General features: G+C 64.8%; 20 protein-coding genes. 12 read left to right on the forward strand and 8 right to left on the reverse strand.

The window, feature by feature from the left end; all coding sequences use genetic code 11:
- Positions 1-929: 929 nt before the first annotated feature.
- Complete coding sequence (locus ABZ345_RS13055; RefSeq protein ID WP_359846648.1) at positions 930-1,757, forward strand: hypothetical protein; 828 nt, start codon at positions 930-932, stop codon at positions 1,755-1,757.
- Here ABZ345_RS13055 and ABZ345_RS13060 read toward each other — a convergent pair.
- Together ABZ345_RS13060 and ABZ345_RS13065 are read right to left on the reverse strand one after the other, a co-directional pair.
- Positions 1,738-2,952: a cupin domain-containing protein gene (locus ABZ345_RS13060; RefSeq protein WP_359846651.1), complete on the reverse strand. Its 1,215-nt coding sequence runs from the start codon at positions 2,950-2,952 to the stop codon at positions 1,738-1,740. The genes ABZ345_RS13055 and ABZ345_RS13060 overlap by 20 nt on opposite strands.
- 259 nt (positions 2,953-3,211) lie before the next feature.
- Positions 3,212-3,538, reverse strand: coding sequence for a hypothetical protein (locus ABZ345_RS13065; RefSeq protein WP_359846654.1), 327 nt, complete (start codon positions 3,536-3,538; stop codon positions 3,212-3,214).
- 491 nt (positions 3,539-4,029) lie between these two features.
- On the opposite strand from ABZ345_RS13065, the gene ABZ345_RS13070 reads away from it, so the two are divergent.
- Together ABZ345_RS13070 and ABZ345_RS13075 are read left to right on the forward strand one after the other, a co-directional pair.
- Positions 4,030-5,244, forward strand: coding sequence for a helix-turn-helix transcriptional regulator (locus ABZ345_RS13070; protein ID WP_359846657.1), 1,215 nt, complete (start codon positions 4,030-4,032; stop codon positions 5,242-5,244).
- Positions 5,241-5,777 carry a flavoprotein gene (locus tag ABZ345_RS13075; protein WP_359846660.1) on the forward strand — a complete coding sequence of 179 codons (537 nt, stop codon included), beginning with the start codon at positions 5,241-5,243 and terminating at the stop codon, positions 5,775-5,777. Before ABZ345_RS13070 ends, ABZ345_RS13075 begins: the two co-directional genes overlap by 4 nt.
- 49 nt (positions 5,778-5,826) lie before the next feature.
- Here the strand turns inward: ABZ345_RS13075 and ABZ345_RS13080 are convergent, their stop codons facing one another.
- The 5 genes from ABZ345_RS13080 to ABZ345_RS13100 are packed head-to-tail and all read right to left on the reverse strand — an operon-like array spanning position 5,827 to position 9,206.
- On the reverse strand, positions 5,827-6,747 hold the full coding sequence (locus ABZ345_RS13080; RefSeq protein ID WP_359846662.1) for a hypothetical protein: 921 nt from the start codon (positions 6,745-6,747) through the stop codon (positions 5,827-5,829).
- The gene (locus ABZ345_RS13085; protein ID WP_359847497.1) at positions 6,744-7,151 is read right to left on the reverse strand and encodes a DUF6527 family protein; all 408 of its coding nucleotides are present in this window, start codon (positions 7,149-7,151) and stop codon (positions 6,744-6,746) included. Before ABZ345_RS13085 ends, ABZ345_RS13080 begins: the two co-directional genes overlap by 4 nt.
- Positions 7,152-7,153: 2 nt before the next feature.
- Positions 7,154-8,533 (reverse strand): ThiF family adenylyltransferase, encoded by a 1,380-nt coding sequence (locus ABZ345_RS13090; protein ID WP_359846665.1) that lies wholly within the window; start codon positions 8,531-8,533, stop codon positions 7,154-7,156.
- Positions 8,530-8,919, reverse strand: a complete 390-nt coding sequence (locus tag ABZ345_RS13095) for an E2/UBC family protein (RefSeq protein ID WP_359846668.1) — start codon at positions 8,917-8,919, stop codon at positions 8,530-8,532. The genes ABZ345_RS13090 and ABZ345_RS13095 overlap by 4 nt, the downstream gene beginning before the upstream one ends.
- A 14-nt stretch (positions 8,920-8,933) precedes the next feature.
- The gene (locus ABZ345_RS13100; RefSeq protein WP_359846671.1) at positions 8,934-9,206 is read right to left on the reverse strand and encodes a multiubiquitin domain-containing protein; all 273 of its coding nucleotides are present in this window, start codon (positions 9,204-9,206) and stop codon (positions 8,934-8,936) included.
- Between the two features lie 123 nt (positions 9,207-9,329).
- Between ABZ345_RS13100 and ABZ345_RS13105 the strand changes: the two genes are divergently transcribed.
- Positions 9,330-9,533, forward strand: a complete 204-nt coding sequence (locus ABZ345_RS13105; protein WP_359846674.1) for a DUF6290 family protein — start codon at positions 9,330-9,332, stop codon at positions 9,531-9,533.
- Between the two features lie 55 nt (positions 9,534-9,588).
- On the opposite strand, the gene ABZ345_RS13110 is transcribed toward ABZ345_RS13105, so the two are convergent.
- Entirely contained in the window at positions 9,589-10,059 is a 471-nt protein-coding gene (locus ABZ345_RS13110) for a hypothetical protein (protein WP_359846677.1), read from the reverse strand.
- Between the two features lie 377 nt (positions 10,060-10,436).
- Between ABZ345_RS13110 and ABZ345_RS13115 the strand changes: the two genes are divergently transcribed.
- The 8 genes from ABZ345_RS13115 to ABZ345_RS13150 all read left to right on the forward strand — a co-directional run bounded on the left by ABZ345_RS13115 (position 10,437) and on the right by ABZ345_RS13150 (position 16,278).
- The gene (locus ABZ345_RS13115; RefSeq protein ID WP_359846680.1) at positions 10,437-10,808 is read left to right on the forward strand and encodes a hypothetical protein; all 372 of its coding nucleotides are present in this window, start codon (positions 10,437-10,439) and stop codon (positions 10,806-10,808) included.
- Between the two features lie 174 nt (positions 10,809-10,982).
- Positions 10,983-12,071, forward strand: a complete 1,089-nt coding sequence (locus ABZ345_RS13120; protein ID WP_359846683.1) for a cytochrome P450 — start codon at positions 10,983-10,985, stop codon at positions 12,069-12,071.
- Positions 12,072-12,086: 15 nt separating this feature from the next.
- Positions 12,087-12,554: a GNAT family N-acetyltransferase gene (locus ABZ345_RS13125; RefSeq protein WP_359846686.1), complete on the forward strand. Its 468-nt coding sequence runs from the start codon at positions 12,087-12,089 to the stop codon at positions 12,552-12,554.
- A 105-nt stretch (positions 12,555-12,659) separates the two neighbouring features.
- Complete coding sequence (locus ABZ345_RS13130; protein WP_359846689.1) at positions 12,660-12,953, forward strand: hypothetical protein; 294 nt, start codon at positions 12,660-12,662, stop codon at positions 12,951-12,953.
- A gap of 9 nt (positions 12,954-12,962) precedes the next feature.
- Complete coding sequence (locus tag ABZ345_RS13135; RefSeq protein WP_359846692.1) at positions 12,963-13,988, forward strand: saccharopine dehydrogenase NADP-binding domain-containing protein; 1,026 nt, start codon at positions 12,963-12,965, stop codon at positions 13,986-13,988.
- A 129-nt stretch (positions 13,989-14,117) separates the two neighbouring features.
- A complete protein-coding gene (locus tag ABZ345_RS13140; protein ID WP_359846695.1) occupies positions 14,118-14,423 on the forward strand; it encodes a type VII secretion target in 306 nt (101 codons plus the stop codon).
- Complete coding sequence (locus ABZ345_RS13145) at positions 14,423-15,622, forward strand: WXG100 family type VII secretion target (RefSeq protein ID WP_359846697.1); 1,200 nt, start codon at positions 14,423-14,425, stop codon at positions 15,620-15,622. Before ABZ345_RS13140 ends, ABZ345_RS13145 begins: the two co-directional genes overlap by 1 nt.
- Complete coding sequence (locus ABZ345_RS13150; protein WP_359846700.1) at positions 15,622-16,278, forward strand: ESX secretion-associated protein EspG; 657 nt, start codon at positions 15,622-15,624, stop codon at positions 16,276-16,278. The genes ABZ345_RS13145 and ABZ345_RS13150 overlap by 1 nt, the downstream gene beginning before the upstream one ends.
- The last annotated feature ends 38 nt before the right edge of the window (positions 16,279-16,316 follow it).

Genomic DNA, 16,316 nt, shown 5'->3' on the forward strand with positions numbered 1-16,316 from the left:
CCTGACCATGACCGCCTGAACGGCCATTGGCCGCAGGCGATGCCGCTGTCACCCGTCCCCGCCAACACTCTTGATCATTACGGGACAACCTTTAGAGGACTTTGTGAATCGCTGGGTCGCATGGTTTGCAGAAGCTTCACAAGGTGAGTTGCCGCATCCGGCGCGGACGCCTTCTGTTAGTTCTACAGGTGGCTTGCGCGGAGCTCCGGCATCGACGCCAGTTGAACCAACTCGTGGTCATGGACCGCGTCAGCAGGCTTCGCCTGTAAATGAGGGCAAGAAGCCCGCACACGTCTCAGTTCTTGCTCGCTGGCTTGCCCGCTGGCGGAAGCTTCTATGGCCTCTGAGTTTGCTCCTGATGGTGGCTGCTTTTATCGGTGGAATTATCTACGTGGTTCAAGCTAAGAATAGGGGTGACGCAGCGCAGGCTGCCGCTGACCGAGCGGCTATTGAGCAGACAGTAAAGAGCGGCCAGATTGACTGTTATGTTGTTCACTCTGGCAGTGGGGCTACCCAAGAAGTAGTCGACCATGGAAAACGTTATTCGTGTAACGCGGTACCTCTGGCGACGAACGGCTCAGGCGATCCGTACTGGACGGTGGTCACCATAAAGGGTGTAGCTACGGAATCTGCCCACAGGCATGGCATGCTGTTGACGTGCAGGGAGAACGTAATGAAGGGCGGATCAAGTACCGACCTTGTTTCGAACCAAGCGCCGGAGCTGCGTGCTGTCATTGGCGGCCTAGCTGGAGGTTCAGGAGAGGCGCCGCCGCCGCTCGTCTGCGCGATCAGCAGTGGAACAACAGTTCTGCGCTCCTTCACGGTCACGCTAAAGCAGGATCCGAGCCAACGTTTCGGATCGTAGATGAGCCTCTGTAAATTGTAGGAATTGCCACTCTGTCTCTCTTGGATGCGCTATTATTCTTGGCATGTCCCTCGATCTGCGCAAAAGCTCATGTGGCGAGATCATCGACCGTGTACAGGCGATCTTGCAAGCAGTTTTCGACCCAAGCACGGAAGTACGTAAGCGGCGCTCGCTGGGCTTCCGTACCGACCGCGGTACATGGGTGCGCATTGAGGTACGGGGTCTGGTCCGCATAGATGGCCAAGGCTGGGGGATTGAATGCGCTTCAGTTCTCAAGGATGTCGCGATGCCTGCTTGGCACCAAGGCGTTTCCTGGATTGACCATGAACGCGGCGTCATGTGGCGAGCCGACGAAACCGAGTGCGTTTCGGACCAAGCGGTGAAGCTCGGCGGCACCCTCACCACTGCGCCAGACCTGTCCGAGTCGTGGTGGGAGGCCTTTTCTAGCTCCATGACGGCCCTGGCCGCCCACACCACGACCCGGACAGCCACTCCTCACCTGCAGCCCATCGCGCAGGATCGCTTTGGCGACACCATCCACCAAGTGTTTCCGGACGTCGACGCCACCATCACAGAGTGGCGGGCGGCTCACGCCGATCTCGCTTGGGGGAACCTCACCGCCCCGAACTGCTACTTCCTCGACTGGGAGGACTGGGGCATGGCGCCACGTGGCTTTGATGCCTCAACGCTGTGGAGCGCGTCGCTTGCCGTGCCCGAGCTGGCGCACCGCGTGTACCGGGAATGCCAAGCCGACCTCGACAGCCACACCGGCAAGCTCGTCCAGCTCTACCACTGCGCTGAGATCATGGCCGCCCCCGCCGGCTACGCCGGGCCGTTGCTCGAACCAGCCGGGGCTCGGGCCGCCGAGCTGGTTAAGGAGCTTCAGGGGTAAGCAAGCCGTCGTATCCGGCCGCGAGCTCGGGCGTGACCTCAGCGCAGATGCCTTCGCGGATGAGCGTTTCGGCGATGGTCATCGCGTCGAGGCCCGTCGTCGCGGCCACCTTGTCGACGAAGATCGGCCTGCCGCACGTCAACAGCTCAACGGCAGGCAATGCGTTGTGGGCAAAGGCAACGCGCCGGGTAGCTGCGGCCACGACGACGCGGTCACCGTCCTGTTCGATACGCGGCGGGAACTCCGTCATGCAGACCACCGAGAGCGGCACCCCGAATAGCCCGTGCGTGATGACATGACGGGCACTCGACAGCTGGTACTCGCGTGCTGCCAGGAAGTCGTCGAGTGAGTGGGTGGCGGCTAGCCGCACCGCCATATCCGTGAAGGCCAGCTGCTGCTCTTTACGCGCGTCGGCCGTGCCCCAGCGGTCGACGTCGTAGCGCATCAGCTCGGCCTGGCGCGACTCGTCGGCAATCCACGTGAAGTAGTCCACGCCGGTGCGCTTCGGGAACCCGAACGTCAGATGCAGACTGAAGCCGTCGCCGCGTTCCTGGCGGGTTGCCTGGTGCCAATAGCCGCGCGGGATGTGCATCACCTCGCCAGCTTGGAGCGTGCCCTTCCACACGATCTCGTCAGTCGGCGTCGGGTTCGGCACCGCGTCGCGGTACATCGGCACGGGCCGCGACAGGCCACGCACTTCCCAGGATTTCTCTCCAGCCACCTGCACGATGACGACATCATGGTCGTCCCAGTGCATCTGGAATCCCGCCGCGCTACCGGTGGTGAGGTAAGCGTTCACCTGCACCAGTTCGCGCGACCACCATTGCAACGCCCGACAGGCGACTTCGAGCGTCGCGTCGTAGGCGTTCACGCCGTCGAGCACCAGCGTGCATCCGTCCCGGAGCAGGATGCCGAGTCGTTCCATGTCCACCATCTGGATGGCCTCAGCGCGGCGCATCGCCCGTGTGGTCAGGTAGTTCTGCGGGTGTACATAGTCGCCGTCTTGCAGGCAGCTGATGCGTGCGGCGGTCAGGCTCCGCCGCATGATGAGGTCGAGGAGTCGGGTAGGGGTAAGCAGTCGCCCGCACAGGTCGCGATCGGCAAGCTTGCCTCGGGCGAACGTGTCGCCGAGTTCTGATGGGCCGTCCCAGCACAGCGCCTTCTCGATGGCGCCGACCAGTCGATGATGGTTCATAAGAGAGTCCTCCGGCTTAGCAGGAGGGACCCCGCTGTGGGCAGAGCGGGGTCCCTCCTGGACATGCGAGTGCGAACTAGTGAGCTGGCGGTTTACGGATCACGGGTGTCGCCCCAGTCGCCCTGCGCGCCGTCGGACAGCTGCACTTCCGTGCGGTCCTGGACGATGGGCGTCCGCTCGACGCCGAGCACCAAGCCCTCGGGTTCAGCCATACCTCACCTCCTTTTTCGTTGCGGTTGGTTCCATCCAGATGGATGGCTTATGTGCCAGCCGGATTCGCTGGCCAGCTCGGTGGCGTGTCAGTACGCAGCGCGAGGAGTTGTCCGGCAACCTCGGCGAGCTTTCCCCTGTCGCGAGCAAGGGCGGCAGGCGGCGCGAACGGCACCGCGGCACTGAAGCTGTCCTCGAGCTGCGCCCGGACCGTCAGGTGGTCGAAGTGTTCGTGCCACACCTGCACCACGTCGATGACCCGCCCCGGCAAGAAGCGGTGGAGGTGAAGCCCGGCGAAGTAGCCGTCCGGGTCGAGGAGCGGCACCGCCCGGTATCCGGCTTCTGTGCGAAGTCGTTGCAACAGTTCGTCTTCCACAGCGCTTCAAAGTCCTTCGCGCAAGCGGTACGCCAATCGCAGGTGACCGCATGGCCACGGCTCCGGACAACGAGCGCAGACCTCCGCGTCACCTACCTGCTTTGGCACGTGCAGGAGGAAGGCCAGCACCGTGAGGCCGTACAGCTGTACCGGCTCCGGCAGGTCGGGCTCGGCAGGTTCTGCCGTAGTGCCTTTTTGCCTGGGGTGCAACGCAATGACTGCCGCTAGGGCTGCCATGGGGATCGCCACCTGTTCACGCTCGTGACTCGAAGAAGCTGGGTGGCACCCGACGTCGGGGACCAACCGCCGCAGACGAGCGAGGGAGTGTCAAGCGGACTGCTCGTCTGCGTTCGGGGAGAGGTTTTGCGTCAACCCGACGCCGGATGCCGACAGAGACGTTAGGGCGACGGTGCGTGACGGCTTGTACAAAATGTGTGACCAGCAGGTCGGTAGAGTGAAATCGTCTTCACCACGCGCGGAAGGAGGTGAGCATGGAGCCAACGGACGAGCACATCGGCGCTCGCGTGCGGTACTGGCGGGAGCGGCGGAAACTGCCGCGCAAGCAGTTTGCCGACATGGTGGGCCGCTCTACCTCGTGGCTGGACAAGATCGAGTCTGGCGAGCGGGAACTGGTGCGCCTGCCCATGATTGAGCGCGTCGCTGAGGCACTCGGGATTGACCCGGCCGTGCTCACTGACGAGCCATCCGCCCAGCGGGCACAGCAGTGCGTTGACGCCTGCGAGGTCCAAGCTATTCGCCGGGCCCTGGCCGCGTATCCGGGTCTCAACACCGGCACGCCCGAAGCGGTTGATCTAGGGCAAGTCACCGCTCAGGCGTCCTATTTGGACCATGCCTGGATGACCTCACGCTTCACCGTCGTTGCCCGACACCTGCCGACCCTCATGGCAGAGGCCCAGACAGCCCTACAAACGGCAGCTGGTGCTGACGAAGTGGCGGCATACCGAGTCTTGGTGACGACATATCGTCTGGCCTCGTCGATGTTGCTCAAGTTCGAGGCCAACGACATCGCGTGGCTGGCGGCTGACCGGGCGATGCACACGGCAATGCAGGCGGGCGACACCTGGTCGCTCGCCCGAGCGACGCGCAGCGTGGCCCGGGCCATGACCAGCATCCACGAGCAGACCCAGGCGATTGCCACGCTGCTGGCAATGGCGGACCAGATGCGACACGAAGTCAGCGGCAACGCCGAGCAGCTGCTGTCTCTCTACGGCATGTTGTACCTCGCCGCCTCAATCACAGCCGCGGGGCAGGAAGATGCTGGCCTCGCGCGGGACATGCACGATGCGGCCATGGCAGCAGCCCGCCGCTACGAACCTCACTACAACGACCACCACACGTTCTTCGGGCTGACAAACACGCAGATTCACCGAGTAGCGGCACTGGTGCGGCTGCGCGAGTGCGGCCACGCGCTGGAGTTCGCCGGGACGATCAGCCCCGAAGCAGTGGCGGCCTTGTCTGCTGAGCGGCAGTCCAACTACCTGCTCGATCTCACCGAGGCGCACACCGGCGTAGGCAACTACCGCCAGGCCGTGCGCATGCTCGTCCGAGCCGAGCAGATTGCTCCAGAAGAAGTCCGCTGCCGGCCGTTGGCACATGGTCTCCTGCGGTCGCTGCTAGGCAACACCACGGGCGAGTCAGCACAGCTCGCACGTCAGGTGGCAATTCGAGCGGGAGTCGAAGCGTGAGCGCACCGGTTCTGTACCTCATGATCTGCGGCGCTGGACCTGCCGATCACGTTGACCGCATGGTCAAGCTGGCCCAGGCAGACGGCTGGGACGTGTGGTGCATTGCCTCGCCGTCCGCCATCGAGCACTTCCTCGACCTCGATGCACTGGAAGCCTTGAGCGGGCATCCGGTACGTACCGGTCATCAGCGGGCCGGGCAGCCGGCGTTGCCCAAGGCCGCTGCAGTCATCGTTGCGCCCGCCACCTACAACACGATCAACAAGTGGGCTGCGGGCATCGCTGACACCTACGTACTGACCCAGCTGGCCGAGCTCACCGGGCTAGGCGTGCCGATCGCGGTGCTGCCGTTCGTCAACACGGCTCTGGCCAACAACCGGGTCTTCCACCGCAGCGTCGCCGAGCTGCGAGAGTCCGGCGTGACGGTGCTGTTCGGCGAGGGCGGCTTCGTACCCCACCCGCCCCGGACGGGTGGCAAGGTCATGGATTCGTACCCGTGGCAGGCGGCGTTGGACGCGGTGAAGCAAGGCGTTTAGAGCGAGACGGAGCTCCTGCGCGGCAAAGCCTATTGTGAGGGCGCGCAGGCTATCCGATTTGTAGTGACCCGTAGTCTGATTCGAACAGTTTCTCAGAATCCTTACGGAGCGTGCAGCGCATTTCCAAATAAAGCCTCCAGTAAGCCTGCCATTCATTCTCGTTCTCGTCGCGGTAGTCGATCCGAAGGTCAAGTTGCTGGGCGTCGTCTGCATTGATTACAGCGCCATGTGACAGCCAATCTGCGTTGCTGTTTAGCTTGGCAGCTATTGCCGTTATGTTGGCATTTTGGCCGCGGAACATGCCTTCTCGAAGAAACTTCTCTGCGAACTTGCGTGATCGGAGTAGCGCTTTACGGCACATGTCGAGTTGTACAAGGTCGAACTTTTCGATCAGTGCGTGCAGGGCGGGGCTTTCTGTGCCGCCCTTGATCTGCCTTATTATGTCCTCGTACGCATCGATATATGATTGGGCTGGGCGGCTCAGCCGCATCCCCTCGGGTGTCGCCATTACGAGCTGCGGATCAATTGGGCCGAGTTCGCTGGTGTCGCTCATCACGATTGAATGTGCTGCCAGGGATATCAGTGTACCCGCGCTTTTTGCGCAATGAGGGACGATCACCCGGAGTTCGCCGTCTGAGCCGACTGTCTTTAGGAGTAGGCCTGCAATCTTCTCTGCAGCGTCAACATCGCCACCCAAGGTGTGTAGCATGAGATCAAGCTTGACCCCAGGTTGCACTTGGTACAGAAGGTCCGTTAGCGGGATTATGTCGTCACGTTCGATATATCCAGCCGACCCTGATATGTAGCAGATGAGCTTCCGCTCGGTTGCATCCTGGATTTTACGAATGGCGTCTTGCCTGCGGTAGCGCTCGGCCTGTGTGGCGCGGAAGAAGGGGGTCTGAGGTGGTTTGGGGAGTAGTTCGTCGTCGCTGTTCTCCGCCTTGCTGGCCTTCTTCTCGCTGCTAGTCACTTCGTTGTCCTTTCTGATTTACCCATAGGCTCTGCGGCCCACTTCAGCCGTCCACGTCGTACCCAAAAATGGCACCTTCCTCCGGAATGTGTCGCGTCGACGCTGGGGTACAGCGTGAAGGGCTGTTCGCTATTAATTCTCCAACAAGGGCGGCGGCTGGTCGATAGATTGAGCATAATTCGCTCGTTAGGGTGACGAGGGCAGTCGAAGGCTACCCATGTGTGTCGATCTCCGGACTGCACCGTGACTGCCGTTCGGGCTACAAGTTTTTCGGGTATCTCGTCTGCCGCGTCGGCATGGCCTGCGACGATATATGGCCAGGGCAGATGACGGCTACCGGGCAGCTTGCGCAACCTCAGCATAAGTCGATCAATGAAAGAAGTGCGCGTCGAGTGGTACGACATGATCAGCCGGTCCTCCACACCATTCCCAAGAACGGCTCCTGATCACCGCCCCCGATCTGGCCTGCGATGGGATCGCAGAAGTGGCCGGGAGTGAGCTTCGTTGCGTTGGTGCTGATCTCTCGCTCGTGGGCGCGCATGAGTAGCTCCGACGGAGCCGGAGTGGGGCCGTATCCCGCCAGTCGTTCGATCAGCTCGGCCACTGCCAGGCTGGCGACCAGGGAGGTATACGTCACCACAGATGGTTCGATGCGACCAAGTTCCGGCGCGTATCCCTCGTCCTGACGTTGGCGACGCTCCTCTGGGCTGAGCTGCTCCGCTGCGGCCCGCGCTAGGTCAATGCGGTTCCGACAGATGAGGCACGGATAGCCGGGGGCTAGCACGGTCACGCGTCCGTCAATGCCTAGAAGGGTGCCGTCGCGGCTACTCAGCAGCACGCCGCAGTCGATCACCGGGATTAGGTAGTAACTGGAAAGTCGGGACAGCACCAGGCGTCCGGCGTTGTCGTCGCTGCACCCGAAGATCAAATCTGCGTGCGCCAGAGTTGTAGCGACTGGTCGATCAGTGGATCTGCCAACGATGCTCTCTACGGCGACACCGGGCGCGATGGTTCGGACATGCCGTTCGAGTACTTCGGCTTTCGGCTCGTCGATGTCCGCCGGGCTCGAACCGTAGACCCGCGTCAGGTTCGTATCTTCAAGCTCGTCCGGGTCGACGAGCAGAAGGTTGCCGACTCCAAGTCGGGCAAGCTGCTCAACCACAGCAGATCCCGTGCCGCCTGCCCCTACGACGGCCACGCGGAGTCTGCGGAGTACCTTTTGGATTTCGCCGCCGAAGGCCCGCACCTGCCGGTCGTATAGCGTTGGGGCCTGGTCGGTCTCGGGAGAGTCGACCGAGCTGATCAGTCGGAACCGGGGGCCGACCGCCCATACTCGTGACACCGGAAGGACGCCGTGGTCCAGGTACACGCGGCCGCTGAACTGAAACAGCCCTGCCTCAGCAGGTGAGAACACCAAGCTGCCGAAGAAGTCTTGTCCAGTTCGGATAGTGAAGACATCTCGCAGTTGGGTGTCTACCTCGTCGTCGTAGACGCTGTTGATCGGCCAACCGCCTGGGTGCGTGTGCAGCCAGACAGCGAGGGCACCGATCTCGTCAGCCCGCTTGAGGGCTCGGGTGTATCCGCCCGACCGGATGGATAGCCGGTCTCCTTCTCGAACTATGTACTGGTCATCTGGAACCCAGTGGACCTCTCGCCCTAGGAGTTGAAGGTCGTCTTCGGACTGAGCGATGCCAACGAGAAGGACGCCCGCGGTCTCAACCGAAAGCCGGGCCTTCTCCGCGAGGTCGCGCGCCAAGGAATCGGGAAGTTTAAGCGTGACGGTCACGCTGCCCTCCCCGCTGAGCGCAGCATCTCGCCTCGGATTCGCGCAAGGTAGCTCTCCAGGCTGTCGATGCCAGGTCGCCATATGCCGGGGTTGTTGAAGTGCCGCGACCATCGCTGCCAGCTTCGTCCGAGGTGGTGCTCAGTAACCTCGGTCGCCTGGGGCTGCGAGCCGTTCGTGAGAACGAGAGCCGGGCTGCACCACCACATGTCCGGTGGGACGTCGGGGTAACCCTGCGACAGCCGGAGCAGCAGATCGGTCTGGTCCTGCTGATAGCCGGCTGGGACTTTCCAATCCGGCAGCAGCACACAGATCATCCCGCCGTCAACCTGGACGGAGTGGCGTAGTCCTCGTTCTTCGAGGAATTTGGTGTCGACGGTGGGGAGCATGGTCTTCCTCCTGCTTACAGCCCGGTAGCGCCGGGGTTGATCTGGCCTGGAGCGGTGAAGAACCTCAGGCCGTTGCGCATCTTCACGACGTCGGTGTCGCCGATTTGCAGGTCGTCCTCGCCTGGCCGGACCTCGTAGAGATCGCGGTCGGAAGGGATGTCGGGGTCCGGCAGCTTGCGCAGCTGTGCTCCGGTCAACTCCGGCTCGGTGACCTTGAAGTGCTCGCGGTCGATCTGGATGTTGAAGTGTCGCTTGTTGTCGTGCTCGGACTGGTCGTGCTCGTTCATCGTTCCTCCTAGCTGATGTTGATACCACGGTATCACGCTACCATTTTACCATGCAACGGTTATGTCACGGTGGTTGTGCACCGCGCCACCTATGTGGCATCCTCTAAACAGGAGGAGTAGCGCATGAAATCGCCCAAGGCCATGACCATTCGGTTGTCTCAGGAGCAAGCGGACGAGCTGGAAACCGTTGCCAGCGTTGAAAACAAGCCGATTTCTGAAGTCATCCGCGCGGCGATCACGGAGCACATCGACGCGCGCAAGCAGGACGAGGGCTTTCAGCAGAACCTGCGCGAACGGATCGAGCGCACACAACGATTGCTGAAGTAGTGCCCACCCAAACGACAAGGCCCCCAGGAGATCCGGGGGCCTTGTCGTAGGTGCCCTAGTTAGGCGGACAGTTGATCAGAGTGGTGGAGCCTGGCCCAACTCGTCTTCCTGGTGGGCGCATGTTGACCCCAGCGCTGATTAAGATCCTGTTGATCGTGGTCACGCCGATGCCGTAGTGCTCGGCGAGATCCTTCAGTCTCTGGCCTGAACGGTAGAGCTCAGCAGCTTCGTGGATCTCCGTTGGGCTGAGCACCAGTTGTCGTGTGTGAACGTCTCTGGCTGCGAGGTGTCTGCCGACCGCGGAGCGATGCATGCCGAACTGCTGGGCGATCTGGTAGACGGTCAGCCCGGAGCGGTGGGCTTCGACCAGCGCGTCGATCTCGTCTGGGTTCGGTTGCCGCGCGGTGCGGCAGATGGTTCGTGTTGGTGATCCGCTGTGCTGGGGCTTGTCGAGCCAAGTCTTCGCAATCTCCAGCAGCCGCTGAACGGGCGCTGATGGGTGTGCAAGCGCCTGCGTTGCGTCCATTCCGCTCTGGGCGAGGTGTGTCGACGGAAAGCGTCGACCACCTCGCTCCATTGTGTTTTCTGGGGGTGCAACCCCCAGACCCCGCCCGGCGGGCTCCGCCCCCGGACCCCCGGTTCGGCCTTGCTCCGCTCGGCCGCCCTGGTTCGGCCCTACTCCGCTCGGCCGTCCAAGCGGTGTGAAAGGGCCTCGACGACGCCCACCAGGTGCTGGCGCGAGCGAGTGACCTCGTGGCGATCTTGCGCGCGCCGTCCATCGGAATCAGCGATCTTGCGCACGTTGTCTGCTGGAATCAGAGGGTGCGTGCGGGGGAGCGGTCACGTACTTTGTACGGGTTGTCGGGGACGTTTGGGCCCGCCTCCTCCTAAGGACGACTACCTGTGAAGCGCAAGGGCAAGGCCGCCAAGCCCGTCCCCACCACCGTCACGCAGGAGCAGATCAAGCTTCTCGCGCTGGTCGAGCAGGGTGGCGTGCACCGCGGAGCCACCAGCTGGTACCTCGAGCACCGGCCGGCCAAGCAGTGGGACGCCGAGGACCTGGAGATCCTGCAGCTGCGCCACTGGATCACGTGGCAGCGACCGGCGAGGGCCATGGACCACGGGATGGCGGCTCCCGTCGACATCACGCCCGAGGGGCGTGCGGCGTTGCAGCATCACTTGCCGGAGTGGGTGCTGGGGCGCAAGGCCATCGCCGCGGCGCCGCCTCGCCTGCCTGCTGTCGAGACGATCAAGGTGCTCGACGGGCTCCAGTGATCGGGACTGTCGGTGGACATCTGCGGTAGAAACGATCTGGGGGACTCTTCTGTAGGGGGCAGAGCCATGTCGAATGGGTTGACCGGCGGCGACTTGCGCGCGCGTGAGCACCATCGGATCGAGGACGACGCACGGGCAGCTGGGCCACTCCACAGCGCGACGCGGCCTGACGGTGTGCGTGTGCAGGTGGTCACGGTGGGGCTGGAGCTCACCCGCAAGCTGCTGGCGGACAAGCGGCTGTCCAAGGACAGCGAAGCGCTCGAACGCGAGTTCCAGCGTCAGCTGGCGGAGAACGGCAGTTCTGCGGATCTCGGCGGGTTGTTCGGCCCGAGCATGCTCAACAGCGACAACCCGAAGCACGCCCGGCTGCGCGCGTTCGCGGTGAAAGCGTTCAACGCTGAAGCGGTGCAGCGGCTCGCGCCCCGCATCGAGGAGATCGCCGCGCACCTCATCGACGGGCTGCCCGTCGGCGAGGAGATCGACCTCGTCGAGGCTCTGGCCGTACCGATGCCGATGCGCATCATCGGTGAGGTCCTCGGCGTGCCCGCGAAGGACCGCGTGCGGGTTCGCACGTTGATCGAGACGCTGATGTCGATGGACCCCGAGGTGTCGCTGCCCGCGAGCGGCGCGCTCGCAGGCTATTTCCACGGCCTGCTGACCGGCGGCGAGCTCGACGAGACCTCGCTGTTCGGGGCGTTGGTCAAGGCCGACGACAACGGCGACCACCTCACGCATGACGAGCTCATCGCGATGGCGTTCCTTCTCGTGATCGCGGGCCACGAGACCACGGCTGCTCTCGTCACGAATGTCGTGCACGACGCGTTGGACAACGGGCTGTGGGAGAAGGCCGCGGCCGACCCCGGTCTCGTGCCGCTGCTCGTCGAGGAGACGTTGCGGCACAACAACCCTGTCCGCAACGCCACGCACCGCATCACCACCGAGGCACTGGAGATCGACGGCGTCGCTGTCCCGGAGAACACCCTGCTGCTGATCAACCTCGGCTCCGCGGGACGCTGCCCGGTCGTCCACGAGGACGCCGCGCAGTACAAGATCGACCGTTCCACGACGGGACATGTGGCGTTCGGTCATGGTCCGCACTTCTGCCTCGGTTCGGGACTCGCGCGCATGGAGACCGAGATCGTCCTGCGAGAGCTCACGACCCGGTTCCCGCACACCACCTACTCGGGCGACGAACAGCCTGCCGTGACGGACAACGACATCATGGCCAGCTCGAAAACCCTTCCGGTCGTGCTTCGGCGCTGACCTATCCTGGCCTGCATGGAGATCATCCAAGGGGGACGGGACCACGTCGACACGGCCGCGCTCATCTGGGCGCACGCGGTGACCGTGCGAGACGGTTACGACGTGGTTCCGTCTCTTGAGGAGGCTCGTCCCGGCATCGAGAACGCGCTCGCGAACGAACCGGCGCTGTTGCTGCTGGCGGTCGAAGACGGTGTGGCGGTGGGTTTTCTGGCCGGCGGTCCACAAGAGACGGGAACCGCGTACGTCAACTACGTGGGCGTGCACCCCGACGCGTGGGGCAAGGGCGTTGGCGAGGCGTTGCTGCGCGCACTGCCCGATGCGTTGACCGAGCGCGGGTACGGGGCGGCGGAGCTGTTGGTCTACGTCGACAACGCGCGCGGCGTACGCCTGTACGAGCGCCTCGGATGGATCAAGGTCGGCGACCCGGCGCCGCATCCGCGCAACGGCCGAGTGGAGCAGCGGTACTCGTTCTCCGTCGCATAACGCATACAGGGGCGTGAGAGCGGTTTAGCCGGGGGTTAGGGGATCAACCCCAATGCGGCTGACCAGGGCTATCCCCAAGTCCATTTGAGACGTAACTTTTGTTCCATGTCAGTGCGCACCTTCGCCGTCGTGGTCGGTCTCGCGTTCCTGCTCGGTGGAGGTGCGATCCTGCTCGTGATGCTGGCCGTCGAGGCGCCCAGCGGCGCGCTCATCCCGTGCGGCAACGGTCTGGGCTTCGGTTTCAACGAGCCCGCGGCCGCCGCGGTCAGTCCGGCCTATGTGGACATCTGCGCCGATTTGAGGCATCGCAGACTGCTCTGGGCGTTGCCGGTGATCGGGGTGGGCGCACTACTGCTGATCGGCTCTTTGGTCTCTTCACGTCACGCTACTCGCCGGTAAGGTCGCGGCATGACGTGGATGGTCTACGGCGCCAACGGGTACACCGGACGCCTCATCGCGGAGCTCGCGGTCAAGCGAGGCGAACGCCCGATCCTCGCGGGCCGCTCGAGGGAGAAGGTCGAGCCGATCGCCGAAGCTCTGGGACTCGAGCACCGGGCGTTCGACCTGAGTCAGGCGAGGGCACACCTTGAGGACGTCGACGCCGTCGTGCACTGCGCGGGCCCGTTCGCGCACACCTCTGTCGCGATGGTCGACGCCTGCCTGAAGACTCGTACGCACTACCTCGACATCACCGGCGAGATCGACGTGTTCGAGTCGATCGGCCTGAGGGACATCGACGCGCGCAAGGCCGGCATCGTGCTGTTGCCGGGCGCCGGGTTCGACGTCGTCCCCACTGACTGCCTCGCCGCGATCCTGTCCAACGCCCTGCCGACCGCCACGCACCTCGACCTCGCGTTCGTCGTCGGCGGAGGAGCGAGCGCGGGCACGACCAAGACGTCCGTGGAGGCCGCCGCCGTCGGTGGCCGGATCCGCGAGAACGGCGAGCTGAAGAGCGTCCGCATTGGACACCGCCGCCGCACCGCCTACTTCCGCTCCGGCCCGCGCGAGGTCGGCAGTATCCCGTGGGGCGATGTGTCTACTGCATACCGTTCGACCGGTATACCGAACATCACGACGTTCACCATCGTGCCGGGCGTGCTCGGACAGTTGCAGCAGATCTTCGCGCCCGTCCTGCAGGCGCCGCTCGTGCAGAACGTCGCCAAGACCGTCGCCGGCAAGGTCAAGGGCCCCGACGAGCGCAAGCGCGCCAACACCAGAGCCGAGGTGTTCGGCGAGGCGTGGGACGCCAAGACCAAGGTCGAGTGCGCGATCACCACCCCGAACGCCTACAGCCTCACCGCCGACTCCGTGCTGCGCGCCATCGGCAAGATCAACGGCGTCGCGCCCGGCTCGCACACCCCGTCGAGCGCGTTCGGCGCCGACTTCGTCCGCGAGCTCGACGGTGTCGTCGCCAGCGAGGTCCGCTTCAACTAGCCCCCCGTTCGCGCAGGTCAGGACGCTAATATATTGGTTGTGCAAAGGACGTTTGCGGACGTCCGCAAACGTCCTTTGCACAAGGGGGCGTCGGGAGGGGTCCCGGAGCGGTGGCGTCACTCTGCGTGCATGAGCGAATTCGAAGTGGTCACCGAGGCCCTGCGGGGGATGGTCGGCCTGCACGGCCGGGTGCGTGAGGACCTCGTCTCGGCCAACGAGCAGACCAAGGTCCTGGCGACGATCCCCGCCCCCATGAGGGACCAGGTGACGATCGACTACATCAGCGCCGCCTGTTCGGCCGGCCAGAAGCACGTCGACGACGTCACCAAGCTCGCGGAGGAGCTGCAGGCGCGCATCGACGAGCTGAAGGCGTCGGCCGAGCAGTACGAGAAGACCGAGCAGGCCAACCACCAGCGCGTGACGGGGAAGAGCTGATGGCCGGGCTCAGCGGGTACGAGATCTACCAGCTGGCGGCGCAGGGCCAGACTCCCGAGGCGCTGAACCGGGCGGCGGACGCCTCGGCGCAGTCGCGTGAGCGCATCCAGAAGCTCGCCGAGGAGCTGCTGCAGCTCACCAGGAACATGCAGAGCAACTGGAAGGGCAAGGCGTCGGACAACGCCGTCCAGGCCGCGCAGCCGATCGAACAGGCGCTCCGGCGGGCGCAGGAGACCCTGGACAAGGCCGACGCGTCGCTGCGGGCACAGGCCCAGAACTACGGCACGTTCCGGCAGCAGGTGCTCCCGATGGCCACGCCGACGCCGCCGGAGCTGAACCTCCTCGACCAGATCACGCCGTGGGACACCGACAACGAGGCCGCGCGCAAGGAGTGGTTCGAGGCCGACGCGCAGAACCGCCGCGCCTACGAGAGCTACGCCGGGCTGACGGGGCAGAACCAGGCGACGCTGCCGCAGATGTCCCAGGCGCCCGGCGGCGCACCGGCACCGGACACCGGCGTGCACGCCTCGTCGGGTCCGGGCGTGAAGTCGAGCACCGCTTCGCCGCAGGTCAAGGATGCCGGGACCACGTCGGCGGCGGGAGCGCCGGAGTCGGCGTCGGCGGCGGACAAGGCGGCGGCACCACCGTCGATGGGCGGCGGCGACAAGACTTCGGCCAGCAACGCCGGTGCTCCCGGTGGTTCGGGCGCGCAGATGCCGACGCTTCCCGGACCCGCTGCTCCGAAGCAGCCGGGGGACAGGACGACGGTCGCGGACATGTCCGGAGGCATGCCGGGAGCACTGCCGCTCATGCCACGGCCGCAGTCGGGCAACGACAGCGCGCACAAGCCGGGCGTGCCGAAGGGCGACCACCTGCCCGGCGCCGGTGTCAGCCCGATGGTGCCCGGCGGGATGAGCATGGGCGATCCGACCGGCACCAGGGGTCTGAGGGGTTCCCTGGACCCGGCGGATCGCTCAGCCGTCGTCGGCAAGACGCTGAACGCTCCCACGGCGGCAGGTGCGCGCGGTGCCGCGAGCAAGGTCGGTGCAACCGGCATGGGCGGTTTCGGTGCGCCTGCCGCGCACGGGCGTGAGGAGGAGGACAAGGAGCACAAGCGCACGGTGTTCCTCGAAGAAGCCGCGGACGCGATCGTCGGCCAACTGCCCGGCACTACGGCACCTGTGATCGGGGAGGACTGATGCTGCGCGCACCGGTCGTGCTGTCGGACACGGCGTTCGACGTCCTGTGGCACCACGACGACCTGGGTGACCACCACACCGTCCTGCACGTGCCGCCCTCCGAAGCCAACCCCAGGGAGGTCGAGGAGGCGCTGCACCGGGAGGGCGTGCGCGTCGACGACACCCTGGAAGCGCTGCGGGTGCTGGCGTTCGCGGACTTCGAGTGCTTCGGCTGGATCGCGTTCAACCGCGACGACACGCTGCCGGTCATCGCCGCCACCGCCGGACGCCACGGCGTCTTCGCCTTGCGGGACAACGGTTACGTGCGGCTCCAGGCCTTGCACGGCGATCCGTCCGACACGCTCGCCTCGCACCTGCCGCAGCTGCCGCCCGGCCGCGGCGCGTCGATCAACGCCCGTGCTGAGGAGGCCCAACGCTCACGGGCATTGGTCGAACTCATGCAACGCCCGCGCACCGGGGCGGCGAAGCTCTACGCGGCGAGGCGCGACCGGTACGGGCGGCGCCGGCGTTCGGAGTCGTTCGTCAGCACCATCGACTGCGTCGACGGGCGCTGGCTGGTCGTCCGCTACACCGACAGCCGGGGAGAGCGCTGGGTCCACGCCACCCCGGCCACACGCCACATCATCAACGAGTGGGTGCAGCGGCTCGTTACGTAAGTGCGCCCGGCGCCTGATCGACGAGGACCAAGCGCCGG

The organism is Lentzea sp. NPDC005914 (assembly GCF_040629405.1).
Lineage (GTDB): Bacteria > Actinomycetota > Actinomycetes > Mycobacteriales > Pseudonocardiaceae > Lentzea.